The following is a 24,530-nucleotide window of genomic DNA, read 5'->3' as shown; positions in this document are numbered from 1 at the left end:
TTGGTTGTGCGGCAGCGAGTTACGGCAGGGCGTAAGCCATCACGTAATCGCCACGATCGGTCGACTGGCGTGCGCCGCCAGCGGTGACGACGATGTACTGCTTGCCGGTCTTCGGCGAAACGTACGTCATCGGGCCGCCCTGACTGCCGACCGGCAGACGGGCTTTCCAGACTTCTTCGCCGTTGCCGCTGTTGAAGGCGCGCAGGTAGAAGTCCTGGGTGCCGGCAATGAAGATCAGGCCTCCCTGGGTCGACAGGGTGCCGCCGAGGGTGGGGAGACCGATCTTGATCGGCAGGTGCATGCGGATGCCCAGGGGACCGGTGTCTTCAACGGTGCCGACCGGAACCTGCCACGCGACTTTCTGGGTCTTCATGTCGATCGCGGTCAAGGTGCCGAACGGCGGCGCCCGGCACGGAATGCCGGCCACCGACAGGAAGCGGTTCTTGTTCACCGCGTACGGCGTGCCTTTGAGCGGAACAGCGCCCATGCCGGTGTTCAGCGCTTCGCCACCGCCAGCGGCCTGGCCTTTGTTCTGCGACGGGATCATCTGGATCCACAGACCCAGGCGCATGTCGTTGACGAAGATGAAACCGTGCACCGGGTCAGTGGAGATGCTGCCCCAGTTCATGCCACCCAGCGAACCCGGGAAGCTCAGCGATTTGTCGGTACCCGGCGCGGTGTACAGGCCGTCGTAGCGCATGCTCTTGAAGTCGATGCGGCAGAGCAACTGGTCGTACGGCGTGGCGCCCCACATGTCCGATTCGGTCAGGTGCTGCGCGCCGATCTGCGGCATGCCCACGGATTTCGGCTGAGTCGGCGAGTACGGCTCGTTAGGGATGTTCGCGGCTTTCACCGGTACTTCCTTGACTTCGGTCAGCGGCTTGCCCGTGGCGCGGTCGAGCACATAGATCTGCCCGGCCTTGGTGCCGATGACCAGCGCCGGAACGCTTTGGCCGTCCTTGTCGAAGTCGATCAGGCTCGGCTGCATCGGCAGGTCGAAGTCCCACAGATCGTTGTGCACGGTCTGGAACACCCAGCGTTCTTCACCGGTGCTGGCGTCCAGCGCGAGGATCGAGGCGCCGTACTTGTGGTCCAGTTCGCTGCGCTCGACACCATAGATGTCGGTGGACGAGCTGCCCATCGGCAGGAACACCGTGTTGGTCGCCGCGTCGTAGGACATCGGTGCCCAGCTGTTCGGTGTGCTGCGCACGTAGGTTTTGCCGTCGGCCGGTGCGTTGCGGTCCTGCGGGTTGCCCGGGTCGAACGCCCAGCGCATGGCGCCGGTGATCACGTCAAAACCACGAATCACACCGCCCGGCATGTCGCTCTGCACGTTGTCGGCAACACGACCGCCAACCACTACGGTGGTGCCAGCCATCAATGGCGCGGACGACAACTGATAGTAGCTGTCCGGAACATCACCCAGACCGGCCTTCAGATCGACTTGGCCGTTGTTGCCGAAACCCTGGCAGAACTCGCCAGTGTCAGCATCGACCGCGACCAGGCGAGCATCGATGGTATTGGTCAGCAGACGACGCTGGCAGTTGGCAGCCGGCGCCGGTTTGGCTTCGATGATCGAAGAGTTGCTCGGCTGAGCGATGGTCGCGGTGGCGTCGAAATAGGCCATGCCACGGCAGCGCTGCCAGACTTTCGATTGCGCGTTGATCGCGTTCTTCCACAGCTCTTTGCCGGTGTCGGCATCGAGGGCGATCAGGTTGTTGTGTGGGGTGCAGATGAATACTTTGTTGCCGACCTGCAGCGGGGTGAGCTGGTCTTCGGCGCCGTTGCCATCGCTCTCGGCGACGTCCCCGGTGTGGTAGGTCCACGCGACTTTCAACTTGTCGACGTTGTTGCGGTTGATCTGGTCGAGCGCGGCGAAGCGGCTGCCACCTTCGGTGTTGCCGTAGTGCGCCCAGTCTTTCTGCGCCTTGGCCGGCTCGACCGGAGTCAGGCCCGGGCCAGTACCAGTGGCGGCAACGGTTGGGTGGGCGACGAACATGTTGCCCGCCGCAACGGCCACACCGACCGCCAGCACAGCGGCCACGGCATACGCGCCACGACCGGCCACGCGGCCATTGGCGCGCGCCAGCAGCGGGTAGACCAGCGCGACGACCATGCCGATGGCGCTGAACATGAACAGCCGCGAGAACACCGGCCAGAACACCAGCCCGGCGTCAGCCACGGCCCAGATCGCGGTGGCCACGAGAAACGCGGCGAACAGCCAGGCGCCTGCGGTTTTCTTCAGTGCGATCAGCACGCCGGAAACGGTCATCGCCAGACCGCCGACCAGGAAGTACCAGGAACCGCCCAGGCTGACCAGCTTCACACCGCCGGCCGCGAGCGCCAGACCGAGCAGGGCGATGATCACGCCAAGGCCGACCAGAATGAACGTTGAAACGCCTGAGACGCGTTGACTGTGGTTCACATTGAAAGTCCCGTTTGAATGAAGCGCGGGATTATAGCGGTAACTAACCATTCAGTTAACCGCAGTTTTGCCATGAAACCGTGCACTTCTGTGAATCAAGCGTGGTGCAGGTTGAGCAAAACGCAAGTTGAGAGGGGTTTCTCGAGGTTTCAGCAGGAGGGGCGGATTGAGCGTGGTATTGCAATGCACATGCTTGGATACCGCGCTGGATTCACCCCTCATCGGAACGCCGCCCGCCCAGCCCTCTCCCCGAGGAGAGGGAGCCGATTTGTGGGCTTTTTGAGACCTGTGTTCGCCTCGGTATCTCAGGTCGGTGTAACTCGCGCATTCAACTCGGTCAGTCCTCTCTCCCTCTGGGAGAGGGAGCCGATTCGTGGGCTTTTTGAGACCTGTGTTCGCCTCGGTATCTCAGGTCGGTGTAACTCGCGCATTCAACTCGGTCAGTCCTCTCTCCCTCTGGGAGAGGGGAGCCGATTCGTGGGCTTTTTGAGACCTGTGTTCGCCTCGGTATCTCAGGTCGGTGTAACTCGCGCATTCAACTCGGTCAGTCCTCTCTCCCTCTGGGAGAGGGAGCCGATTCGTGGGCTTTTTGAGACCTGTGTTCGCCTCGGTATTTCAGGTCGGTGTAACTCGCGCATTCAGCTCGGTCAGTTCCCTCTCCCCTCTGGGAGAGGGCTAGGGTGAGGGGCTTTTGAGGTTGGCCGCGATGGCAACCTTGCCCTTTGCCCGGCCTTTTTCTACGTAGTGCAAGGCGTCAGCTATCTGATCGAACGGAAAAGTACGATCGATCACCGGTTTGATCACCCCGGCCTCAATCAACGCAGTGATTTTCTGCAACTGGATGCCGTCGGCACGCATGAACAGAAACGAATAACCCACCCCGTGTTTGCGTGCTTTACGGCGAATACCACTGCTGAGCAGGCGCATCAGCACCCCGAGCAGCCACGACAAACCCTGCTCCTGAGCGAACTGCGCAGTCGGCGGCCCTGACAGGGAAATCAGTTGCCCGCCCGGTTTCAACACCCTCAACGATTTTTCCAGCACATCGCCGCCGAGGCTGTTGAGCACCACGTCGTAGTCGCGCAGCTCAATGGCGAAATCCTGCTGTTTGTAATCAATCACCACATCGGCGCCCAGCGCTTTGACCCACGCAACATTCGCCGTGCTGGTCGTAGTCGCAACAAAAGCGCCGAGGTGTTTGGCCAGTTGGATGGCAACCGTGCCAACGCCACCGGAGCCGGCGTGAATCAGTACCTTCTGGCCTTTTTGCACGTTGGCGACTTCGACCAGTGCCTGCCACGCCGTCAACGCCACCAGCGGCATGCAAGCCGCCTCGGTCATGGCGAGATTGGCGGGTTTTAACGCGACCGCTGTTTCATCGACAGCGATGCGTTCGGCAAACGTGCCAATCCTGTTATCAGGCGCACGCGCATAAACCTCATCGCCCGGCTTGAAACGCTTGACCGCCGCACCGGTGCTGAGCACCACACCGGCGACATCGTTGCCCAATATCAAAGGCATTTGATAGGGCAGGATCATCTTGAATTCGCCGCTGCGAATCTTCAGATCCAGCGGGTTGACGCTACTCGCGCGCACTTGGATCAGCACGTCGTGAGCGCCAACCAGCGGTTCGGGCAGGTCGCCAATCCGGCCGTTCTGCTTGCCGTAGCGCTCGATGAAAAATGCCTTCATTGCGGATGCTCTTGTCGGTAGAAACCCGCCGGCATAGGCGGCGGGTTTGAATGAGGTCAGGCCTGAGTCAGATAACGTTGCGCAACAGCCGACTGGCGGATCTGCCCCAACAGGCCCTGCCGCGCGGTTTGCAGGGCATCCCAGCGCTCGCCCTCGTGCAGCGGCGGGATGGTCACGACTTCGCGACGGTCGAAGCCGACCAGCGCGGCATCGACCATGTCGCCGACTTCCATGATGTCGGTGAGGGTGTTGATGTCGATACCGGCGCGGTCCCAGATTTCCGTGCGGGTGGCGGCGGGCAGGACCGCTTGCACATACACGCCTTGTGGCGACAGTTCCAGGCTCAGGCCTTGAGAGAGGAACAGCACGAACGCCTTGGTCGCGCCATACACCGACATGCCGAACTCCGGCGCCAGGCCCACCACCGAGCCGATGTTGATGATCGCGCCGTCGCCGGCCTTGGCCAGACGCGGGGCGATCGCACTGGCCAAACGCACCAACGCGGTGGTGTTGAGCGCGACCAGTTGCGCCACGCTGTCGGTGCTCTGCTCGATGAAGGTACCGGACTGCGCGGCGCCGGCATTGTTGACGAGGATACCGATGCGCGAGTCGTCACGCAGACGCGCCTCGACGGTTTGCAGGTCGCTCAGTTGCGTCAGGTCGGCCTGTAGCACTTCGACATTGACGTTGTGCTCAGCGCGCAAACCGGCGGCGAGGGTGTCCAGGCGCGCCTGGTCACGGGCGACCAGCAGCAGATCGTGCCCGCGCTGGGCGAAACGTGCGGCGTAGACGGCGCCTATGCCGGTGGAGGCGCCAGTGATCAGAACAGCAGGGCGAGTAGTCATGGTGTTGGCTCTTTTTCAGGTGAAGACTGATTTCGGGCTTTTAGGATGATGACCGAAATCTAAGATGTCAACGGTTTTGATTATGGCCAACATCTATGTATCATCGAGCCATGATTTTTCAGCGCTGGAGGATTCAACATGCGCGTATCCAAAGCTCAGGCTCAGGCCAATCGCGAGCACATTGTCGAAACGGCATCAGTGATGTTCCGCGAACGCGGTTATGACGGGGTCGGCGTGGCTGACCTGATGGCGGCCGCCGGTTTTACTCACGGCGGTTTCTACAAACACTTCGGCTCTAAGGCCGACCTGATGGCCGAAGCCTCGGCCAATAGCCTGGCGCAGTCCACGGCCGCCGCCGAAAGCATGAGCGTGCAGGATTTCATCGACGTGTACGTGTCGCGCGACCATCGCGAGGGCCGTTCCACCGGTTGCACCATGGCGGCGCTGTGCGGCGATGCGGCGCGACAGTCCGGGGACGTGAAAGCGGCGTTCGCTGAAGGCATCGAGCGCACGTTACAGACGCTCGGCGAGAAATACCCGAAGGCAGCGGATGCACCGCAAGGTGAGGGCCGAACCCGGATGATCGACCTGCTGGCCCGCGCGGTCGGGGCGATCATGCTGTCGCGGGCCTGCCCGGATGACTCGGCGCTGGCCGATGAGATTCTGACGGTGTGTCACGCTTCGATGACTGAGTCGCTGCCCGCGATCGAAACTGCGCAAGAAGCCACGCAGGACAGCTGAAGCGATCAGTGCTGGCGGTGCAGGGCCTTGTCGAGTGCCGCCAGCAAAACCTCTTCTTCGAAGGGTTTGCACAGGCATTCAAACGCCTGGTAATGCCCGGACTCAGCCAGCGCCGCCTCGTCCCAATGGGCGGACATGCAGATCACCGGAAACTGTCGCGGCAGTTGGCGCATCACGTCGATGCCGGACAGGCCGGGCATGCGCAGATCCAGCAGCAGGCAGGCGATTTCGGCGAAGTCTGCTTCGGCGAGAAACGCTTCGCCACTGGCATAAACCTGCGCGCGATAACCGACCGAGCGCAGCAGATTCGACAGGCTTTTGCGCACCGACGCGTCGTCATCGACGATGCAGACAATCGTCGGTCGGGTGTTCTCGATCGCCGTCGGGCGACCCGCCGGGGCGCTCACGACAGGCTCGATGGGCCAGGCGAAGGCGCAGCGCTGATCAGTCCGTAGAGTTCGACGAGGTTGACCAGCGAGCGGGTCTGCATCTTCGCCATGATGTGTTTGCGATGAACCTTGGCGGTCACTTCACTGGTGCCCAATTGGTTGGCGATCTGCTTGTTCGACAGACCGCCAACGATCAGTGGCAGCACCTCGCGCTCACGCGGTGTCAGTTGCGCCGCCAGCTGCCGCACGTGCTGAACCCGTTGCCATTGATTGAACGCCGTCGCGGCGTGTTGACGGGTGCTGCGCAGAATGCCGAGCAGTTCATCGTCATTGAATGGCTTGGTCAGGAACTCCACCGCGCCGGCCTTCATCGCCTGCACCGACATCGGAATCGTGCCGTGGCCGGTCATGAAGATCACCGGCCACGGCAAGCCGCGCTCGTTCAGCGCCGCCTGCAATTGCAGGCCTGTGGTTTCGGGCAGGCTGACGTCGAGCAACAGGCACGCCGGGCCATTGGCGATGTCGCCCTCTAGCAGTTCTTCGGCGGACTGGAAAATCCGGTGCTCGATGCCTTCGGCGCGCAACAAGCGGCTGAGCGCGGTACGCACGCAGGCCTCATCGTCAACGATGAACACCGGCACCGATTGCGTATCGACCAACGGCGGCTGCGCCACCATCGGCGCCGAGGCCAGCGCGTTGAACACGGGCAGTTTGGGTTCGCGGTCTTTCAATAATCGGTAACCTCGACGGGCAACCGTCTGGATGATTTCTTTTTCCCCGAGCAGTTTGCGCAGCGAGGAAATCTGCACTTGCAGATTGTTCTCTTCGACGACGATGTCCGGCCACACCTGATTGATCAGCTCGTCCTTGCTGACGATGCGCCCATCGGCCTGCATCAGTACGGAAAGTATTTCGAACGCCCGCCCGCCCATGCGCAAGGGCCGGCCATCGAGAAAGGCTTCGCGCCGTTCCAAAGAAATCGTGGCTTGGCCGAGTCGGATCATGCGGGCCTCTGCGTTGCGGTGAGAAGGAGAGGGCGCGGGCGCCGGGTTATCAGGTTCGTACGCTAGGGGACGGCCTGGCATAAAGCAATTATCCCGAGGGATAAGACGTGCGCTTGTATAGCGCAAGAAACAGCCGCGCAAGGCTCTGGACGGCCATCTTGAGGCTGCGGACGGACATCAGCGCAGCGGCTGGCCCTCTGGCAAAAAAACGCTGGGTATACTTCGCCACCAGCCTGAATCCCATTTCCAGCGGTGAATGCGTATGCCCGGCCAGCCATCCTCCTCTGCAATTTCCCGCGTGGCCGATGCGCCGATGCTCGATGAAGCATGGCTGGAGAGCTGTCGGTTCAGTCTGCTGCGCCGTGACCATGAACTGACCTGGTTCAGCCTCGAAGACAGCCACTCGGGCCAGAGCTGGTTCGCTGTGCGTGCGCCGATCCAGCGTCCGGCGCTGTGCCAGCGGCTGGAGCGCGATTTCCATTTGCAGTTGCCTTCGCAGTGGGCGCTCAACCCGCTCGCGCTGATTCGCTCGGCGGACGGGCCGGTGTTGGTCTACCCGCAATGGGGCGCGCCGCTGGCTGGACTGATCGACGCCGCCGGCTTACCACTCGGACGGGTGCTGAATATCGCCGTCGCCGCCGCGAATGCGCTGGTCCACTCTCGCCATCCGGAAACACCGCAAAACCCTGTGGGAGCGAGCCTGCTCGCGAAAGCGTCATTCCAGCCGACATCACCCTTGACTGACCCACCGCTTTCGCGAGCAGGCTCGCTCCCACAGGGTTCTTTATTGCCTTGGCATCTGCTGGTCGATGCTGACGACAGCGTCAGGCTGATGGGCTTTCACACCCACGCGCAGGAAACGCCGGCGACCGAACTGCCGAGCTTGGAACACTGGCCTTATCTGGCGCCGGAACAGCTGCAGCGCGACGGCGTCGATTCCGATGAGCGCAGCGACGTCTATGCGCTGTCGGCAATCATTTATGAGGCGCTGACCGGGCGCCCGCCGCTGATCGCTCGCGACGCCTCGCAATGGCTGCATGTGCACGCCGCCGTCGAGCCTTTGTCGCCAGCGCAATACCAACCCGACCTGCCGCAAGGCATTTGTCACGTGCTGCTCAAGGGCCTGGCCAAGGAGCCGGACGCGCGCTATCAAAGCATCGAATCGCTGGCCGCCGATCTGACCTGGTGCCTGCGGCAATGGCAGAAAAAGGCCAGATCGAAGCGTTCCGCCTCGGTGCATTCGATGCTCGCGCAACGGCCACGCGCGGCGATGTGCTGTTTGGTCGTGATGACGAACGTCAGCAACTGCTTGAACAGATCCAGCGCGTGCGCAGCGACGGCATCGCTCGCGTGCTGCTGGTTGCCGGCGCACCGGGAGCGGGGAAGTCGACGCTGATCCAGCAAGTCCTGCGTAGCCAGGCACCCGGTTATTGGGCCAGCGGCAAGATCGAACTGCTGAACAATGACCGGCCCTTCGCGCCGGTGGCGCAGATTTTTCAGTCTCTGATCAGCCAAGTGTTGACCAAGCCCACGCTGGCCTTGCAGGCCTTGGCCGAGCAACTGCGCGAAACCCTAAAGGGCCGTGGCCGCTTGCTGCTGGACCTGGCGCCGGAAGCCGAACTGCTGATTGGCGCCACCGCCGAACTGCCGAACATGCCGGCGCGCCACGCCCTGAATCGGGTCAATCGGGCGCTGCTCGATGTGCTCGAAGTCTTTGCGCAACCGGGGCATCCGCTGCTGCTGTTTATCGACGACTTGCAGTGGGCTGACGACTCGACGCAGGCGTTTCTCAAAGCCTTTATCGGCCGACCGACGCGGCATCTGCTGCTGGTTCTGGCGTATCGCGAGGGCGAGTTGACGGAGCATCCGGGCGGCTGGCTCGATGAGATGCGCAGAGCACCCGCGCTGCCAGTCAGTGACCTTCGACTAGGGCCGCTGTCGGTGCAGGCCGTTGCGCAACTGATGGCGGTCGAACTCGATGCTGACGTCGACAACCTCGAGGCGCTGGCCCGCGTCGTGCACTTCAAAACCGCCGGCAATCCGTTGTTCGTCAGCCAGGTGGCGCGCGCGCTGGTGGACGAGCGTCTGCTGCGTTTCGACGCGACGACGCGGCGCTGGGTGTGGAATCAGGCCGAAGTGAACGGCTATCGCTACGCCGACAACGTGGCCGAATTGATGGTGCAACGCTTGCAGCGTCTGCCGGTCAGTGCCCGTGAAGTGTTGCGCACCGCGGGTTACGTTGGTGGCCGCTGTGACGAAACGCTGTTGGGCGATTTGCTGGGGGACGATCCGGCGCAATTGCTGCGTGACGTGGATTATCTGGTCAGCGCCGGATTTCTCCTGCGCGAGCCTGGCCAACTGGTGTTTCCCCACGATCGGGTGTTGGAAGCCGCCGCTGCGCTGACCGCACCGGCCGGGCGCTCGGCTGAGCATGCGCGCATCGCTGCCGCCATGCTCGATCAATGCGGCGAGCAGCGGCAGGCGCGGGTCTTCGACATCGCCAGTCAGATTCAGCGCAGCGCCGGCAATGCGCTGCAAGCGCCTCGACGCGCTGAATTCATCCAGTTATTGCTCGAAGCTGCCGAGCGCGCCCGCGATAGCGCCGCTGTCGAGCAGGCCGTGGATTATCTGCGCAGCGCCGAGGTGTTACTCGGCGACAACGGCTGGACGCAGCTCTACCCGCAAGCCTTCGCGGCGCGCTGGCTGGCAGCCGACTGCGCGATGTTGCTGGCGGATCTGCCCGGCGCGCAACAGCGTCTCGACGACTGTCTGGAACACGCTGCCACCGTGCTGGACCGGGCGAAAACCTACCGCCTGCGCGCCAGCCTGCGCACCTTGCATTCCGATTACCACGGCGCGATCGGCGAAGCGCTGGCCGGTCTTGCGTTGCTCGACATCGACCTGCAGCGACACCCATCGAAGGCGCAACTGGGCGAAGCGTTCGAACGGGTTCGGCAATTGGTCGGTGCGCGACGGATCGCTGAGTTGACGGCGTTGCCCAAAGCCATCGAGCCGCGAATCGAAGTGGCCATGGAACTGCTGAGCACGCTGATCGCCTCGTTCTTCGTGCAGGACGACATTGCTTTTCTGCACCTGGCGAAGATGGTCGAACTGACTTTGCTCCATGGCACCACGCCGAGCAGCGGCTACGGTTTCGCCTGGTACGGCGTGATGATCGCCGACCGTTATGGCGAATATCTGGACGGTGTTGCTTTCGCCGAACTGGCGCTCGATCTGACTGATCTGCACGGCTATGAGGCGGGGCGCACCGGCACGCTGGTGGCGCTGGATCAGGTCAGCGCGTGGACCCGGCCGATGGCTTACGCGCGGCAGAAGGCTTTCGCCGCGTTTGAGTGCGGTCAGGCCGGCGGCGATCTGGGCATGTCGTGTTACGCCTGCAACCACATCGGCTCCGATCTGCTGTTCATGGGCGAGCCGCTGCCAAACGTGTTGAACGAGCTGGACGTCGGCCTGAGTTGGGTGCGGCAGTTTCACTACATCGACATCGAGCGCATTCTGCTGGCGCAACAGGCGTTCGCCAGCGATTTGCGCAATGGGCCTGAGCCTCGTTCGATCGCAATGCTGGATGCTTTGGAACATGACCGTTTTGGCCCGCTGCATCGCGACCGCGTTTCACAGCCGACGCTGTTGTGGATGTGGTTGTATTCGGGCATGTCGGCGTTCTATTTCGGTGAAGTGCGTTACGCGTTGCGCCGTTTCGAAGACGCCGAGGCGTTGACCTGGTCGCTGCCGGCGCACATTGATCTGGCGCATTACTACCTGTTCTACAGCCTGGCACTGGCCAGTCCCGAGGCGCCGGGCTCTGTTGCCGAAAAACTGCAGAAGCTGGAGCAGCAACGGCAGCGTTTTCTGCCATGGGTCGAGCTCAATCCTTCAACCTTCAGCAACAAACTGCTGCTGATCGAAGGCGCGATGGCCCGCGTGCGCGGCGAAGGGCTGGCCGCCATTCGCTGCTTCGACCAAGCGCAAATCGCGGCGGCCGCTGCCGGATTTATCCATGAGCAAGCACTGGCACATGAACAACTGGCCGAGGTCTGCCTGGCCAACGGCCTGGTCTCCGGCACGCATCATCACCTGCGTGTTGCGCGCGACTGCTATGTGCTGTGGGGCGCTGAAGCCAAGGCGCGCCAGCTCGAAGCGCAGCATCCGTTTCTCGCCCACGAGCATACCCTTCAAGCGGGAACGCCGGTGACGCGGGTGCGCCTTGATCTGGAAGTCGGCATTGAAGCGGCACGCGCGGTCTCGCAAGAGGTGTTGCTCGATCGGCTGGTGGAGACCTTGATGAATCACTTGATGATTCAGGCCGGTGCCGACCGCGGCGCGCTGCTGTTGGTCGCCGAGGGTGAGTTGCAATTGGCCGCTGCCGCGCATGTCGAGGCGGGCAACGTGCGGGTCAGTCAGGACAACGATCGCTCGCTGGAGCAGATCGCGCCGGTTTCAGTACTCAATTCGACCATGCGCACGCGCACGCCGCTGGTGCTCGACGATGCCCGCGCCGACTGCCCGCAAGCTTACAGCGCCGACTTGCGCGAGCGGCAGACGCGCTCGCTGATGTGCCTGCCGTTGCTCAAGCAGGGCGCGCTGATCGGTCTGGTGTATCTGGAAAACAGCCTGGTACCGAAGCTGTTCAGCGCCGAACGCCTGACCATGCTGGAAATCCTCGCCTCGCAGGCAGCGGTGTCGCTGCAGACCGCACGGCTCTACGCGCAACTGGTCGAAGACAACCGCTTGCGCGCGCAGATGGAAGCCGACTTGCGCAGCTCGCGGGCGGAACTGGCGCGCAACTCGCACCTGAAAATGATGGGCGAACTGTCGGCCTCGATCGCCCACGAAATCAGCCAGCCGCTGCTGGGCATTTCATCGAACGCCTCGGCCAGTCTGCGCTGGCTCAAGCGCGACACGCCTGATCTCGACGAGGCTATTCAGGGACTGGAAGACATCCGCTCCGACAGCGCCCGTGCCACCGAGATCGTCCAGGCCTTGCGCGCATTGGCCGGGCAGGCGCCGTTGCAACGATTGCCGGTGTCGATTGACGCGTTGATCGGTGAGGTCGTGCAACTGACGGCCAGCGATGTGCACAATCGCGGGGTGAGCTTGCACACGCAACTCAACGCTGCTGACCCGGTGCTGGGGGATCGGGTGCAGATCCAGCAGGTGATCTACAACCTGATCGTCAACGCGCTGGAAGCGATGGCTGGGCAGGGCGTGACTGACGGGCGCCTGGTGATTGAGTCGACGCTGTCCGATGGGCAGGTCTGCGTGGCTTTTCAAGACAATGGGCCGGGGATCGCCGAGCATCAGCGTGAAGAAATTTTCGATGCGTTCTTCACCACCAAGGGCAGCGGCATGGGCATGGGCCTGGCGATTTGCCGAACGGTGATAGGCGCCCATGGCGGGACGTTGCGCGTGGAAGACAGCGAAGAGGGCGCGCGGATCTGTTTCAGGCTGCCGCTTGCGCCGGACGCCAGGATCAAAAGCCCCTCACCCTAACCCTCTCCCGGAGGGGAGAGGGGACTGACCGGGGTGTTTGGGGGAGATACGCCGACGTGAAAGTCCGAGTTGAACTCAGGACTGGAAAAACACCAAATCAGCTCCCTCTCCTCGGGGAGAGGGCTGGGGTGAGGGGGGAGTTCACCGCCGTACCAACGCCGACCACCAGCGCTCTACCGCAAAAAAAAAGCCGCGAAAAATCGCGGCCAAAAGGGAGGAGTGAACAAAACCCTTTGAAATCCGACTCAGGGCCGCAGTTCCGTCAAGCGCTGGCCCATCGTCGAATTCAGCAACCCATCGCTGAGCCGCCAGACATCCGCATCCACCAGCGCCACCCGCGCTCCGCACATCAGTTGGCGCCAGACCTTCGGCGGCATCCCCACCATGCGCCCGAACGTGCGGGTGAAGTGCGAGTGATCGGAAAATCCGCATTCATAAACAATCTCGGTAATCGCCATCGAGGTCAGCAACAGCCCTTTGGCTTTGTCGATCTTCATCTTCAGCATCCATTCCTGAGGTGAGCAGCCGGTGACGATCTTGAACGCCCGGGAAAAGTGGCTGCGTGAAAGATTGCAATGTTCGGCAATCTCGCTGACGCGCAGGCTGCGGCTCAGATCGTGCAGCATGTAGGCCTTGGCGCGGCGTTCCTGCCAGCCGGACAGTGCGCCCAGTGGGCGCGCCAGGTGGCAGGAAGGGTCTGACTTCACCGATTGCGGGTTCATGGCGGCTCTCCTGATCGATGGGCAAAGTCTGGCCGCAGGCTTTATTTAAAGTCCTTAAACAAACCTTAAAAGTTATGAAGCCCAAGCCTCAGGCGTGAAACGGATAATCGACATAACCACGCTGATCGCCGCCGAAGAAACTGCTCGGATCCGGTGTGTTCAGCTCAAGGCCATCGTGCAACCGACGCGGTAGATCCGGGTTGGCCAAAAATGGCCGGCCAAAGGCAATGATGTCGGCGCGATCGGCGTTCAGCGCCTGTTCAGCGGACTCGGCGTCGTAACCGCCAGCGAGGATCAGCACGCCGTTCCAGGTCTGGCGCAACTGGGCGATGATCGCGTCCCAGCGCGGGTCGAAGTTTTCGTCCTTGACCGTGCCGACCATGGCCGGCTCGACCAGGTGCAGGTAGGCCAGATTCCACTGGTTGAGCGCCTCGACCAGATAACCGAAGGTCGCTTCAGGCGTGTCATCGCCCATGCCCATGAAGCGGCCCATTGGCGTCAGACGCACGCCGACGCGCTCGGCACCGACTTCATCAGCGACGGCGGCGACCACTTCGAGCAGAAACCGCGCACGGTTTTCCACGCTACCGCCGTAGGCGTCGTCGCGCTGGTTGCTGTTGCTGTTGAGGAACTGGTCGAGCAGATAACCGTTGCCGGCATGGATCTCCACGCCGTCCATGCCGGCGTTCAACGCGTTACGCGCAGCGCGGCGGTAGTCTTCGACGATGTCGGCGATTTCCGCAGTTTCGAGGGCGCGCGGTACCGGCACATCACCCCACACGCCGTTGCCTTGTTCATCGACGATAAAGGTCTTGCCCGGCACTGGCAGGGCACTTGGCGCCACCGGCAAGCCGGCGTCCGGCTGAAAGCTGGGGTGCGAGACCCGGCCGACGTGCCACAGCTGCATGAAGATCAGACCGTTCGCTGCGTGCACCGCCGTGCTGACTTCGCGCCACGCCTGGACTTGCGCATCGGTGTAGATCCCCGGCGTCCACGCATAGCCCTGGCCCTGTTGGGAGATCTGCGTGGCCTCGGTGATGATCAGCGCAGCACTGGCGCGTTGGCGGTAGTACTCGGCGTTCATTGCAGTCGGCACGTCGCCCGGTTGGCCGGCGCGCGAGCGCGTCAGGGGCGCCATCGCTACGCGGTGGGCAAGGGTGTAAGGGCCAAGGGCGATCGGTTGGAACAGGCGACGGGTCATGGGTAGCTCCGGATGTCGATGACTAGGGTTCAAGCGCGGCAGCCAAGTGCCGCGCGCTGTGCAGGTAACTTAACCGGGGGCGGCGGGGCTGATAAGCCGTGGCCGGCGCTACGCAGTTTTGCGCGCAACGCAACGGCACCCGCGCTCATCGCTGATGAACGCGGGCGTGGTTCAGGCGGGTTGGGTCGAGCGAGTCAGCGGCAGGTTCAGCCAGCGCCGACCGGTGGCATTGCTGACCGCATTGCCGAGGGCAGCAGCCATTGGCCCTTGGACGATTTCGGCAGCACCGAGGAAGGGTTCGCCCGGTTGATCGAGCAAATGCACATCGACTTTTTCGGCAATTGCGTAAAACGCAGAATCGGATAACCGCTCCAGTCGTAGCTGCGAATACCGCCCGCGTCGTAGGCGACTTGTTCGTAGAGCGTCCAGCTGGCCGACTGGACGATACCGCCCTCGACCTGATTGCGCAGGCCATCGGGGCTGACGATCTGGCCGACGTCGACCGCCGTGACCACATGATCGACGCGAATTTCGCCGGTCTGCGGATGCACCCGCAGTTTCACCGCGAGGGCGCAGTAACCCATGATGTTCTTGTAGCGGGCGAAGGCGAAACCGATCCCCGCGCCGGGCTCGTTGCTCTTGTGGGGCCAGCCGATTTCGTCACGCACGCGCTCAATCACAGCCCGGGCACGCGGGTCGCGCAGATGCGCCAGACGCAATGCCACGGGATCGAGTCCGGCCTTGATCGCCAACTCATCAATACCCGCCTCGATGGCGAAGATGTTGATGTGCGCACCCAGCGAGCGCATGGCCGAAGTGCGGAACGGCATGGTGGTGACGAAATTCATGTTGATCCGCGTCGCGCCCAGTTCATACAGCGGCACCGCGTTGCGATCACCGTCACCTTCGGGCTGAGCGATTGGCACCGACGGCGCCGAGGCGAAGGGTTTCGCCAATAGACGTGCCGGCAGCAAACGCCCGGCATTGACGATGCGTTCGTTGTGCGGCGTGGTCCACAGCTCGTAGTTCCAGTCCTGCAAACGGCCCTGACTGAGGCCGGCATCGACTTCGGTGACCATCGCCGAACTGTACGGCTCCCAGAGGTTTTCCTGCTCGCGCATCCATTGCACGCGCACCGGCGTGCCCGGCAGGCGCATCGCGATCAGCGCGGCATCGGCGGCGGCATCATCGGCGCCGTTGTGGCCATAACAGCCCGAGCCTTCGGTATGAATGCAGCGCACACGCTCCGGCGGCAGACGCAGCATTTCGGCGATACCGGCGCGCAGTGGATAGACGCCCTGGGTGTGGGTCCACACCGTGAGCACGCCATCGTTAAACCAGGCCACCGCACAGGACGGGCCGATCGAGCCGTGCATCAAATACTGCTTGGTGACCCGCGCTTTGAAGCGCGTTTCGGTCACGCCGCCGGGATTGCCGTTATTGCTGATCGGATAGCGCTTGGAGGGCAGCTGCTTGAGCAAATCGTGAATCCCGGCGGATTCGGGAATCGCCTCGCCACCACTCCACTTAGCACTTTCCATGCCGGCGCGCATGGCCTTGATCGCTTGCCACTCATCACGGGCGACCACCGCCAGATAGTTGCCGTCGCGGATCACTTTGACCACGCCGCTGAGCGCTTCAATCGATGCCGTATCGAATGCCTGCAGCGTGCAGCCGGGACGCGGCGGGCGAATCACCCGCGCGTGCAGCATGCCCGGCAGGCGCATGTCCTGGACGAATGCCGCGCCGCCGCTGACCTTGGCCGGAATGTCCAGGCGCGGCAGGTTGTGGCCGATCAGTTTGAAGTCTGCCGCTGCCATCACCGGAGATTGCGCCTTGGCGTATTGGTGCACATCGACATGCTTGACTGCTTCGGCATAAGCCATGCGTTGCCCGCTGGGGCCTTGGATGATGCCGTCGCGAGTGCTCAGTTGCGCAGCATCGACTTGCCAACTGCGCGCGGCGGCGTCGACGAGCATTTCCCGCACTTGCGCGGCGGCGTTGTACAGCGCGGTGCCGCTGTCGAAAATGCTGTGGCTGCCGGCGGTGTAGCCTTCGTTGGGCGTCAGCGCGGTGTCGGCGGTGAGCAAGTTGACGGCGCTGGCCGGCACCTGCAAACGCTCGGCAGCGATTTGCAGCAAAGCGGTTTTCACTCCAGTGCCCAGTTCGACTTTGCCGGTGTACACGGTGATGCCGTCGGCGCCGATGCGGATCCACGCGTCCAGGTAAGGGTTGGTGCGCAGGCTGCCGGGCAGTTCGGGGGCCAGCACTACGGTGCCGAGGGTGTCGACTTCGGTGTCGGCCAAGGCCCGCCGCGCCATTGGCATCAGGGTAAAAGCCATGAGCAACGCGCCGCCGCGCAGGAAGGCCCGGCGGCTGGGGTTCAAGCCGTTTGTTTCGCTCATGTCCGGCTCCCGTTGTGCCCGGCCACCTGCTTGATCGCCTCGATGATGCGCAAGTGCGTGCCGCAACGGCACAGATTGCCGGCCATGTGCTCGCGGATGGTTTGTTCGTCCGGGTGCGGATCACGTTCGAGCAACGCCTGCGCGCGCATCAGCATGCCGGCGATGCAGTAACCGCATTGCGCGGCCTGCTTGTCGATGAACGCCGCCTGCAACGGACCGGGTTTCTCGGCGCTGCCGAGGCTTTCCACGGTGCGGATCTTTTTTCCTTCAAGGCCTGCGCACGGCGTCAGGCAGGCGAACACCGGCTGGTCGTCGACGATCACCGTGCACGCGCCGCACTGGCCCAGGCCGCAGCCGTACTTGGCGCCGTTGAGGTTCAAGTGATTGCGCAGCGCGTACAGCAGCGGCATGTCCGGCTCCAGCTCCAACGGTTGGGCGGCTCCATTGACGGTGAGAGTGATCTGGCTCATTTCGTCTCCTGACGTAACGCTTCAATAGTGGAAGAAAGGTCGGCCCATGGCTGCTCGGGTCTGGCTTGCTCGCGCAGATACGCGGCGAGGGCGCCGAGCTGGGCGTTGTCGAGGCTCGCGGCGAACGGCGGCATCACCGGGCCGGGGGCGCCGGGAATGGCGGGCACGCCTTCGAGTACGGTCTTGAGAAAGTTGCGCGAGCTGGCCGCTTGCAGCGCCGAAGTGCTTTGCAGGCCTGGGCGGCCGTCGATTTCACGCATCGGCGCGGCGGGTGCGTGACATCCGGCGCAGGCGCTGCTGAAGAGCAGGGCGCCGCTGCTGTGATCCGCTGGACTGCTCGGCGACCTTTGCGCGGTGGTTTCGCTCACCGCGTGCGGGTTTTGCAGGCTCAGCAGGTAGTCGGCAATCGCCTCGGCTTCACTGGCCGGCAAGCGCGCCAGACTCAGGCTGACCGGACGCATCGGGCCGGCGGGTGTGCCGTGACCATCGACCACGTCAGCGCGCAGGTAGCCGACCAATTGCTCGCGATTCCATGGATTGGCGCGTTGCTGGAGGCCGACCAGTGCCGGCGCTTCCCAGCCATCAACGCTGCCGCCCTGCAGATACTCCGAGGATTTCTCCGCGCCGATCAGGTTCAGCGGCGAATGGCAGCCGGCGCAGTGGCCCGGGCCGTCGACCAGATAGCGTCCGCGATTCCATGCCGCGCTGTGTTCGGCCAGCGGCGTCAGTGGCTCGCCATGCAGAAACAGCAGGTTCCAGAACGACACCAGCGGGCGGATGTTCATCGGGAAATTCATCTGGTTCTGCATGGCGGGCGCATGTACGGCGGGGCCGCTCATCAAGTAGGCATAGGCGTCGGCGATGTCTTCGGAGCTCATGCGCCGGTAGTGCACGTAAGGAAACGCCGGGTAGAGAAAGTGGCCGTCGCGGGCAATGCCTTCGCGCATCGCCCGCTCGAAGGCCGGCAATGACCATTCGCCGATGCCGGTCTGCGCATCCGGGGTGATGTTGGTGCTGTACAGCGTGCCGAACGGCGTCACCAGCGGCAGCCCGCCAGCCAGGTATTCGCCGCCGGGGCGGGTGTGGCAGACCGCGCAGTCGCCGGCCTCGACCACCCGTGCGCCGCGTTGCAACTGCGCAGTATCGAATGACGTCGGCCGTTTGCTCGGTGCGATCGCCGGGCGCCACATCAGCACGACGGCGACGATCAGACCGATCACCGCGAGCACGCCGACGCTGATCCACAGGGTTCTGGATTTGAGCAAATGGCTGTTCATGGTCGGCAGAAAAACGCGGCGGACAGTGGCAGGACGAGTGCAGTGCGGGTCATGGAAACGCTCCTTGTAGCAGCCGGAAAGGGCGCCGATGCGGACGTCTGCGCCAGGGCCAAAGCGTAGAGAAGACCCTTGCAGCGGAGAATCACCGGCCCGCGCAACAGCGCGTTGCGCCACAAGCAACGTTGCGCGCCACGCATCAGTGCGTTGTCAGTGGCACGGATTCTCGCCCCCGCCGGCTGACCGTAGCCTTGGCACAACTTTCCCGAACTCAACGAGGTGTCACCATGCTTACGGGCAACCCTGCCGTTGCGGCCCCGGCCGAACAGCCTGCTTCACTCTCCGGCCTGATGGTCGCGTTTCTGGCATTTTGCTGCGGCGCGGTCGTCGCCAACCTGTATTACGCGCAGCCCATCGTCGAACTGATCGCGCCGCAGATCGGCCTGTCCAGCGCCAATGCCAGCCTGATCGTGTCGCTGACGCAGTTCGGTTACGCGCTGGGCTTGTTGCTGCTGGTGCCGCTGGCCGACCTGATGGAAAACCGCCGTCTGGTGGTCGGCTTCACCCTCGCCGCCAGCGTGACGCTGTTGTGCGCTGGCCTGACTCATTCGCCGTCGCTGTTTCTGCTGCTCTCTTTGCTGATCGGCCTGACTTCGGTGGCAGTGCAGATTCTCGTGCCGCTGGCCGCGCACCTGGCGCCGGAAGCCAGCCGGGGCCGCGTGGTCGGCAACATCATGAGCGGCCTGTTGTTGGGGATTCTGCTGTCGCGGCCGCTGTCGAGCCTGTTGGTTGAAGTGTTCGGCTGGCGCGGGGTGTTTTACAGCGCGGCGGCACTGATGGCGGTAATCGCGCTGATTACCGCTGTGGCACTGCCGCGCCGGGTGCCGACGCACAAAGCCACCTATGTCGCGTTGATCGGTTCGGTGTTTGCCTTGGCCCGACGCTTTCCTGTGTTGCGCCAGCGTTCGCTGTATCAGGGTTTGCTGTTCGCCAGTTTCAGCCTGTTCTGGACTCTCGCGCCGATTGAGCTGATGCGTCACCACGGTTTCAGCCAGGCGCAGGTGGCGATCTTCGCTCTGGTCGGCGCGGTGGGTGCGATTGCTGCGCCGATTGCCGGGCGTCTGGCCGATGCCGGGCACGGTCGTCGCGGTACCTTGGTGGCGTTGCTGCTGGCGCCGCTGTCACTGTTGATCGCCGCGTTGCCGGGCAGTGGTTACGTGTGGCTGGTGGTGTGTGCGGTGCTGCTGGATTTTGCCGTGCAGTTGAACATGGTCCTCGGCCAGCGCGAGGTCTACGCCCTCGACCCGCACAGCCGCGCACGCCTGAATGCGGTGTACATGACCAGCATCTTCGTCGGCGGCGCCCTCGGTTCACTGGTCGCCAGCCCGCTGTACGAACACTTCGGCTGGAACCTCTCTGCCGTCGCCGTAGCGGTGTTGCCGGCGCTGGCGCTGGCGTTGTTCCTGAGCCGCAAGGCTGATGGCTGAGGTCGCGATGAGGCCCGGCAAGCACGACGATACAAGACGTGTGGCGAGCACTGATGCACAATCAGCGGCGTTCCCTCACCACCGGATCCCGCTTATGGACAAGTTGCTGGCCTTGAAGATGTTTGTTGAAACCGTGCGCTGCGGGGGCTATTCCTCGGCGGCGCGCAAGCTTGGGATTTCGACGTCTTCGGTGACACGGCAAGTGGCGGGGCTGGAGAACGAGTTGGGCGCCAGCCTGCTCAATCGCACCACGCGCAACACCAGCGTGACCGTCGCCGGTCAAACCTATTTCGAGAAGGCCGTGGCGATTCTCGATGCCATCGACGAAGCCGATGCGGTGGTCGCCGATCGTGGCAGTGATGCCCAGTGGCCGCTTGCGCATCAGCGTGCCGGTGGAGTTTGGCCGCCGGCTGATCGCGCCGCACCTGAGCCGCTTGCTCGAACGTCATCCGGGGCTGGAGATCAGCCTGTCGCTGAGCGATCAGGTCAGCGATTTGCTCAGCGAGCAGATCGACGTTTCAGTGCGGCTCGGCTCGACGGTGGTCAGTGAAGACATCGTCAGCAAACGCGTCGGGCAGTTTCAGCGTTGGATTGTCGCCAGCCCGGATTATCTCGCGCGCAGCGGCGTGCTCGAACATCCGCGGGATCTGCTTGAGCACCAATGCCTGCGTTTCGATTACGGCGGCAGCCATCATCACTGGACCTTTCAGGGCGACGAAGAGCCGATTCAGCTCAACGTTGCGGGCCGCCTGCAAAGCAATAACGCCGACATCCTGCGCGAAGCGGCGATTGGCGGTGGCGGGGTGGCGCTGCTGGCCGACTGGCTGGTGCGCGACGACGTCGCCGCCGGGCGCCTGACGCGCTTGCTTGAGCACTACGAGGTCAATCCCGGCAGTGCCAGCAGTTGCATCAACGCGCTGTACCTGCCCAACCACCGTGGATCGAGCCGGATCAACGTGTTCATCGATTTTCTCGTGGAAATCCTCAAACCCGCCGCACCTGCCGCTTAGCGCTGCACACTCTGTTGCTGCAGCCGCTGCACACTGCTTGTATGCTTGCGCCCCGGAACACGTGGCCGCCGTGAGTGCCGACGTTCGAATGATGGCTGGAATGGATCCCGGACTTCCTTAAGGTACTGACGTGAAGCGTGATACTCGCCTTGTAATGCTCCTGCTGCTGGTGATTGGCTGTTCCCTGACTTCACTGACGATCTGGAAGGTCTGGTCTTCGCGCGAGCGTGCGCTGGCGGAAGTCGACGTGCATGGCCTCAACCTGACCCAGGCGCTCAATACCTACACCGAAGGCATCGTCCGGCAAAGCTCGCTGCTCTTGCTCGGACTGGTCGAACGTCTGGAAACCGAGGGCAACGGCCCGGCGCAGATTCAGCGCATCCAGAGCCTGATCGACCGCCAGCAGCCGCTGATGCCACAGCTCAGCGGCATCATCATCTATGACCGGAACGGGCATTGGCTGATGTCCTCCAACCGACCGATTCCGGAGGGCGCCAACAGCAGCGACCGCGCCTATTTCATTCACCACCGTGAAAACCGGAGCCGCGAGCCGTTCATTGGCCCGCCGATCCAGAGCCGTGCCAATCATGAATGGGTGGTGACCATCAGTCGGCGCTTCAATGACGCCGGTGGCCAGTTCGCTGGCGTGGTAGCGGTGACGCTGGGGGTGGAAAACTTCCTGCGGGTGTTCGGCAAACTCGACGTTGGCCAGGACGGCGCGATAGGCCTGTCGTACACCGATGGCACGCTGCTGGTCCGCTATCCGTTCCGCGAGCAGGACATGGGCCGCAACTTCTCCAAATCGCCGATCTACGCCAAATACCTCGTTGACCGCTCGGTCGGCACTGCCTCCTACACCTCCAGCCTCGACGGTGTCGAGCGGCTGTACGCGTTCCGCAAAAGCGAAACGCTGCCGCTGATCACCACCGTGGCCCTGGGCAAGGACGAAGCGCTGGCGGCGTGGCGCATCGAAGCGGCGCTTTCGGCGGTGGTGGTGATCGGGCTGCTAGGGCTGACCGGGTTGATCGGCTGGTTCCTGATCCTTGATATGCGCCGCCGCACCGAGGCCGAAGAAGCCTTGCGCGATGCCCAGCAGCAATTGCTCGCGTCCAATCGGCAGCTGGAATTACTGGCGCTGAAGGACGCGCTGACCGGCCTTGCCAACCGCCGCTGTTTCGATGAAACCCTGACGGTGGAAGCGCGGCGCGCGCAGCGTGACGGGACTTCGCTGGCCTTGCTGATGATCGATATCGACCACTTCAAATTGTTCAACGATGCCTTGGGCCACGTCGCCGGCGATGCCTGCCTGCAAGCGGTCAGCAAGATTCTTGAAGGCTGCGTGCGACGCCCCTCGGATCTGGTCGCGCGCTACGGTGGCGAGGAAATGGCGGTGATCATGCCGGCCACCGACAGCGCCGGTGCTACGGTGGTGGCGCAACTGATGCTCGAGCGTTTGCAGCAGGCGAACATTGCCCACCCGGGCAGTCCGTTTGCTCGGATCACGGTGAGTATCGGCATGGCGGTAGGGACGGGCGCTCAGCTGGATTCGCTGCCGGCGTTGATCCAGACCGCCGATCAGGCGCTGTACCGCGCGAAAGCGGCGGGGCGCAACGGGATGGCCGGGCAGGCCTGAGGCGCACTAGAAAGCTTCGCCGCTATCCAGTTTCGCCAACAGCATCTGCCCGCGTTGCCACAGCGCGTCCTGCTTGGCCAGCGGCATGCGATCAAGGTTCTTGTACATCATGGCCATGCGCTGATTGCCGCGCAGGATGTCGCCGTGGCGCATGAGGAAATGCCAGTACAGCGCATTGAACGGGCAGGCATCGTCCGCGCTGCTTTCCTTGACCTTGTAGGCGCAGTCTCCGCAGTAATCCGACATTCGATTGATGTACTGGCCGCTGGCGCAGTAAGGCTTGGAGCCGAGATAACCGCCGTCGGCATGCATGACCATGCCCAGGGTGTTGGGCAGTTCGACCCAGTCGAAGGCGTCCATGTAGATCGCCAGATACCATTCACAGATTTCCTTCGGCGCAATCCCGGCGAGCAAGGCGAAGTTACCGGTGACCATCAGCCGCTGGATGTGGTGCGCATAGGCATGTTGCAGGCTATGGCCGATGGCCTGGCGCATGCAGTTCATCTGCGTTTCACCCGTCCAGTAGAACTCCGGCAGCGCACGCGTGTTAGCAAACACGTTGCCCTCGGCGTAATCCGGCATCTTCAGCCAGTACACACCGCGCACGTATTCGCGCCAGCCGATCAGCTGCCGAATGAAGCCTTCGGCCGCGTTGAGGCCGATGCTCCCCGACCAGTAGGCCGCCTCGACATCGCTGCACAGCTGGCGCAAATCGAGTAGGCCGATGTTCAGCGCGGCACTGATCCGCGCGTGAAACAGGAACGGTTCGTCGCTGGCCATGGCGTCCTGGTAATCACCGAAGCCGGCCAGCGCATAGTCGAGAAAGTATTGCCACAGGGCCAGGGCATCGGCGTGGGTCACCGGGTAGTTGAAGTCATCCAGCGTGCCGTAATGCGTCGCAAAGCGCTCGCCGACCAACGCCAGCACCTCTTGGGTGATTGCGTCATTGGCGAAACGTGCCGGGTAGGGCGGTTTAGCGTGTTTGGGCAGCGCCTTGCGATTCTCCGCATCGAAATTCCACGCACCGCCGACCGGCGTACCGTCCCCGTTCAGCAGCAGCCGACTCTTGCGCCGCATCTCGCGGTAGAAAAACTCCATGCGCAGCTGCTTCTTGCCGCTGGCCCAATGGGAGAACTCTTCGCGGGAGCAGAGGAAACGGCGGTCTGAATGCCAGTGCACGGGCAAGCCCGAATCTTTGATTGACTGCTCAAGGCGCCAGTCGCCGCATTCGGTGATGTGGATTTCGTCGGCACCAGTGAGGGTTTGCCAGCGCTGCAATTCGCCGGGGATTGAGCCGCTGTTATCCGGGTCGTCGAGGCGGACGTATTGGACGCGGTAGCCTTTATCGCGCAACGCCTCGGCAAAGTGGCGCATGGCGCTGAAGATCAGAGCGATCTTTTGCGGATGATGAGCGACGTGGGTCGCTTCCTCCATGACCTCGACCATCAGCAGCAGGTCGTGCTGGGGATCGAGTGGCTGCAGGGAGGCCAGGTCGAAAGACAGCTGGTCACCGAGGATCAGGAGCAAACGGTGGGCAGGGGGCATGGAGCTAAGTCCGGTGAACGATTCGAACTCCAATAGTTATACAGATTGTTTGTTATGTATAGGTTCTAGCGGCCACTGACATCCTATTGTGGGAGCGAGCCTGCTCGCGAAAGCGTCCTGTCAGTCAATACAAATGCTGACTGACCCACCGCCTTCGCGAGCAGGCTCGCTCCCAC

General features: G+C 63.0%; 13 protein-coding genes and 3 pseudogenes. 5 read left to right on the top strand and 11 right to left on the bottom strand.

The genetic code is table 11. The annotated features are described in order from the left end of the window. Window positions 1-19 precede the first annotated feature (19 nt). The 3 genes from AB4O12_RS08805 to AB4O12_RS08795 all read right to left on the bottom strand — a co-directional run bounded on the left by AB4O12_RS08805 (window position 20) and on the right by AB4O12_RS08795 (window position 4,962). Window positions 20-2,425, bottom strand: a complete 2,406-nt coding sequence (locus tag AB4O12_RS08805) for a glucose/quinate/shikimate family membrane-bound PQQ-dependent dehydrogenase (protein WP_460061445.1) — start codon at window positions 2,423-2,425, stop codon at window positions 20-22. A gap of 675 nt (window positions 2,426-3,100) precedes the next feature. Next, a complete protein-coding gene (locus AB4O12_RS08800; RefSeq protein WP_460061443.1) occupies window positions 3,101-4,117 on the bottom strand; it encodes an NADP-dependent oxidoreductase in 1,017 nt (338 codons plus the stop codon). A gap of 56 nt (window positions 4,118-4,173) precedes the next feature. After that, a complete protein-coding gene (locus tag AB4O12_RS08795) occupies window positions 4,174-4,962 on the bottom strand; it encodes an SDR family NAD(P)-dependent oxidoreductase (RefSeq protein ID WP_056786160.1) in 789 nt (262 codons plus the stop codon). Between the two features lie 138 nt (window positions 4,963-5,100). Here AB4O12_RS08795 and AB4O12_RS08790 point away from each other — a divergent pair, with 138 nt between their 5' ends. Then, the gene (locus AB4O12_RS08790; protein ID WP_460061439.1) at window positions 5,101-5,703 is read left to right on the top strand and encodes a TetR/AcrR family transcriptional regulator; all 603 of its coding nucleotides are present in this window, start codon (window positions 5,101-5,103) and stop codon (window positions 5,701-5,703) included. Between the two features lie 5 nt (window positions 5,704-5,708). Here AB4O12_RS08790 and AB4O12_RS08785 read toward each other — a convergent pair whose 3' ends face one another. Both AB4O12_RS08785 and AB4O12_RS08780 read right to left on the bottom strand, forming a co-directional pair. Then, window positions 5,709-6,110: a response regulator transcription factor gene (locus AB4O12_RS08785; RefSeq protein ID WP_236168776.1), complete on the bottom strand. Its 402-nt coding sequence runs from the start codon at window positions 6,108-6,110 to the stop codon at window positions 5,709-5,711. Next, on the bottom strand, window positions 6,107-7,096 hold the full coding sequence (locus AB4O12_RS08780) for a response regulator (protein ID WP_236168777.1): 990 nt from the start codon (window positions 7,094-7,096) through the stop codon (window positions 6,107-6,109). Before AB4O12_RS08780 ends, AB4O12_RS08785 begins: the two co-directional genes overlap by 4 nt. A gap of 313 nt (window positions 7,097-7,409) precedes the next feature. Between AB4O12_RS08780 and AB4O12_RS08775 the strand changes: the two are divergent. After that, window positions 7,410-12,607 (top strand): annotated as a pseudogene (locus AB4O12_RS08775) (trifunctional serine/threonine-protein kinase/ATP-binding protein/sensor histidine kinase). A gap of 245 nt (window positions 12,608-12,852) precedes the next feature. On the opposite strand, the gene AB4O12_RS08770 reads toward AB4O12_RS08775, so the two are convergent. The 5 genes and pseudogenes from AB4O12_RS08770 to AB4O12_RS08750 all read right to left on the bottom strand — a co-directional run bounded on the left by AB4O12_RS08770 (window position 12,853) and on the right by AB4O12_RS08750 (window position 18,670). Then, a complete protein-coding gene (locus AB4O12_RS08770; protein ID WP_016774798.1) occupies window positions 12,853-13,329 on the bottom strand; it encodes a helix-turn-helix domain-containing protein in 477 nt (158 codons plus the stop codon). Between the two features lie 88 nt (window positions 13,330-13,417). Further along, complete coding sequence (locus tag AB4O12_RS08765) at window positions 13,418-14,530, bottom strand: alkene reductase (RefSeq protein WP_056786154.1); 1,113 nt, start codon at window positions 14,528-14,530, stop codon at window positions 13,418-13,420. Window positions 14,531-14,701: 171 nt separating this feature from the next. Continuing rightward, a pseudogene (locus AB4O12_RS08760) lies at window positions 14,702-16,935 on the bottom strand (xanthine dehydrogenase family protein molybdopterin-binding subunit). Beyond that, window positions 16,932-17,405 (bottom strand): (2Fe-2S)-binding protein, encoded by a 474-nt coding sequence (locus AB4O12_RS08755; protein WP_460061435.1) that lies wholly within the window; start codon window positions 17,403-17,405, stop codon window positions 16,932-16,934. The pseudogene AB4O12_RS08760 and the gene AB4O12_RS08755 overlap by 4 nt, the downstream one beginning before the upstream one ends. After that, window positions 17,402-18,670: a c-type cytochrome gene (locus AB4O12_RS08750; RefSeq protein WP_460061433.1), complete on the bottom strand. Its 1,269-nt coding sequence runs from the start codon at window positions 18,668-18,670 to the stop codon at window positions 17,402-17,404. The genes AB4O12_RS08755 and AB4O12_RS08750 overlap by 4 nt, the downstream gene beginning before the upstream one ends. Window positions 18,671-18,966: 296 nt before the next feature. Between AB4O12_RS08750 and AB4O12_RS08745 the strand changes: the two genes are divergently transcribed. The 3 genes and pseudogenes from AB4O12_RS08745 to AB4O12_RS08735 all read left to right on the top strand — a co-directional run bounded on the left by AB4O12_RS08745 (window position 18,967) and on the right by AB4O12_RS08735 (window position 22,809). Beyond that, window positions 18,967-20,166, top strand: coding sequence for an MFS transporter (locus tag AB4O12_RS08745; RefSeq protein WP_076562840.1), 1,200 nt, complete (start codon window positions 18,967-18,969; stop codon window positions 20,164-20,166). Between the two features lie 94 nt (window positions 20,167-20,260). Further along, a pseudogene (locus tag AB4O12_RS08740) lies at window positions 20,261-21,176 on the top strand (LysR family transcriptional regulator). 130 nt (window positions 21,177-21,306) lie between these two features. After that, window positions 21,307-22,809 (top strand): sensor domain-containing diguanylate cyclase, encoded by a 1,503-nt coding sequence (locus AB4O12_RS08735; RefSeq protein WP_460061431.1) that lies wholly within the window; start codon window positions 21,307-21,309, stop codon window positions 22,807-22,809. Window positions 22,810-22,815: 6 nt separating this feature from the next. On the opposite strand, the gene AB4O12_RS08730 is transcribed toward AB4O12_RS08735, so the two are convergent. Further along, entirely contained in the window at window positions 22,816-24,354 is a 1,539-nt protein-coding gene (locus AB4O12_RS08730) for a cryptochrome/photolyase family protein (protein WP_460061428.1), read from the bottom strand. Window positions 24,355-24,530: the final 176 nt, after the last annotated feature.

The sequence above is a fragment of the Pseudomonas sp. S2_A05 genome, from assembly GCF_054668485.1.
This window is presented reverse-complemented; position numbering and strand designations above follow the sequence as displayed.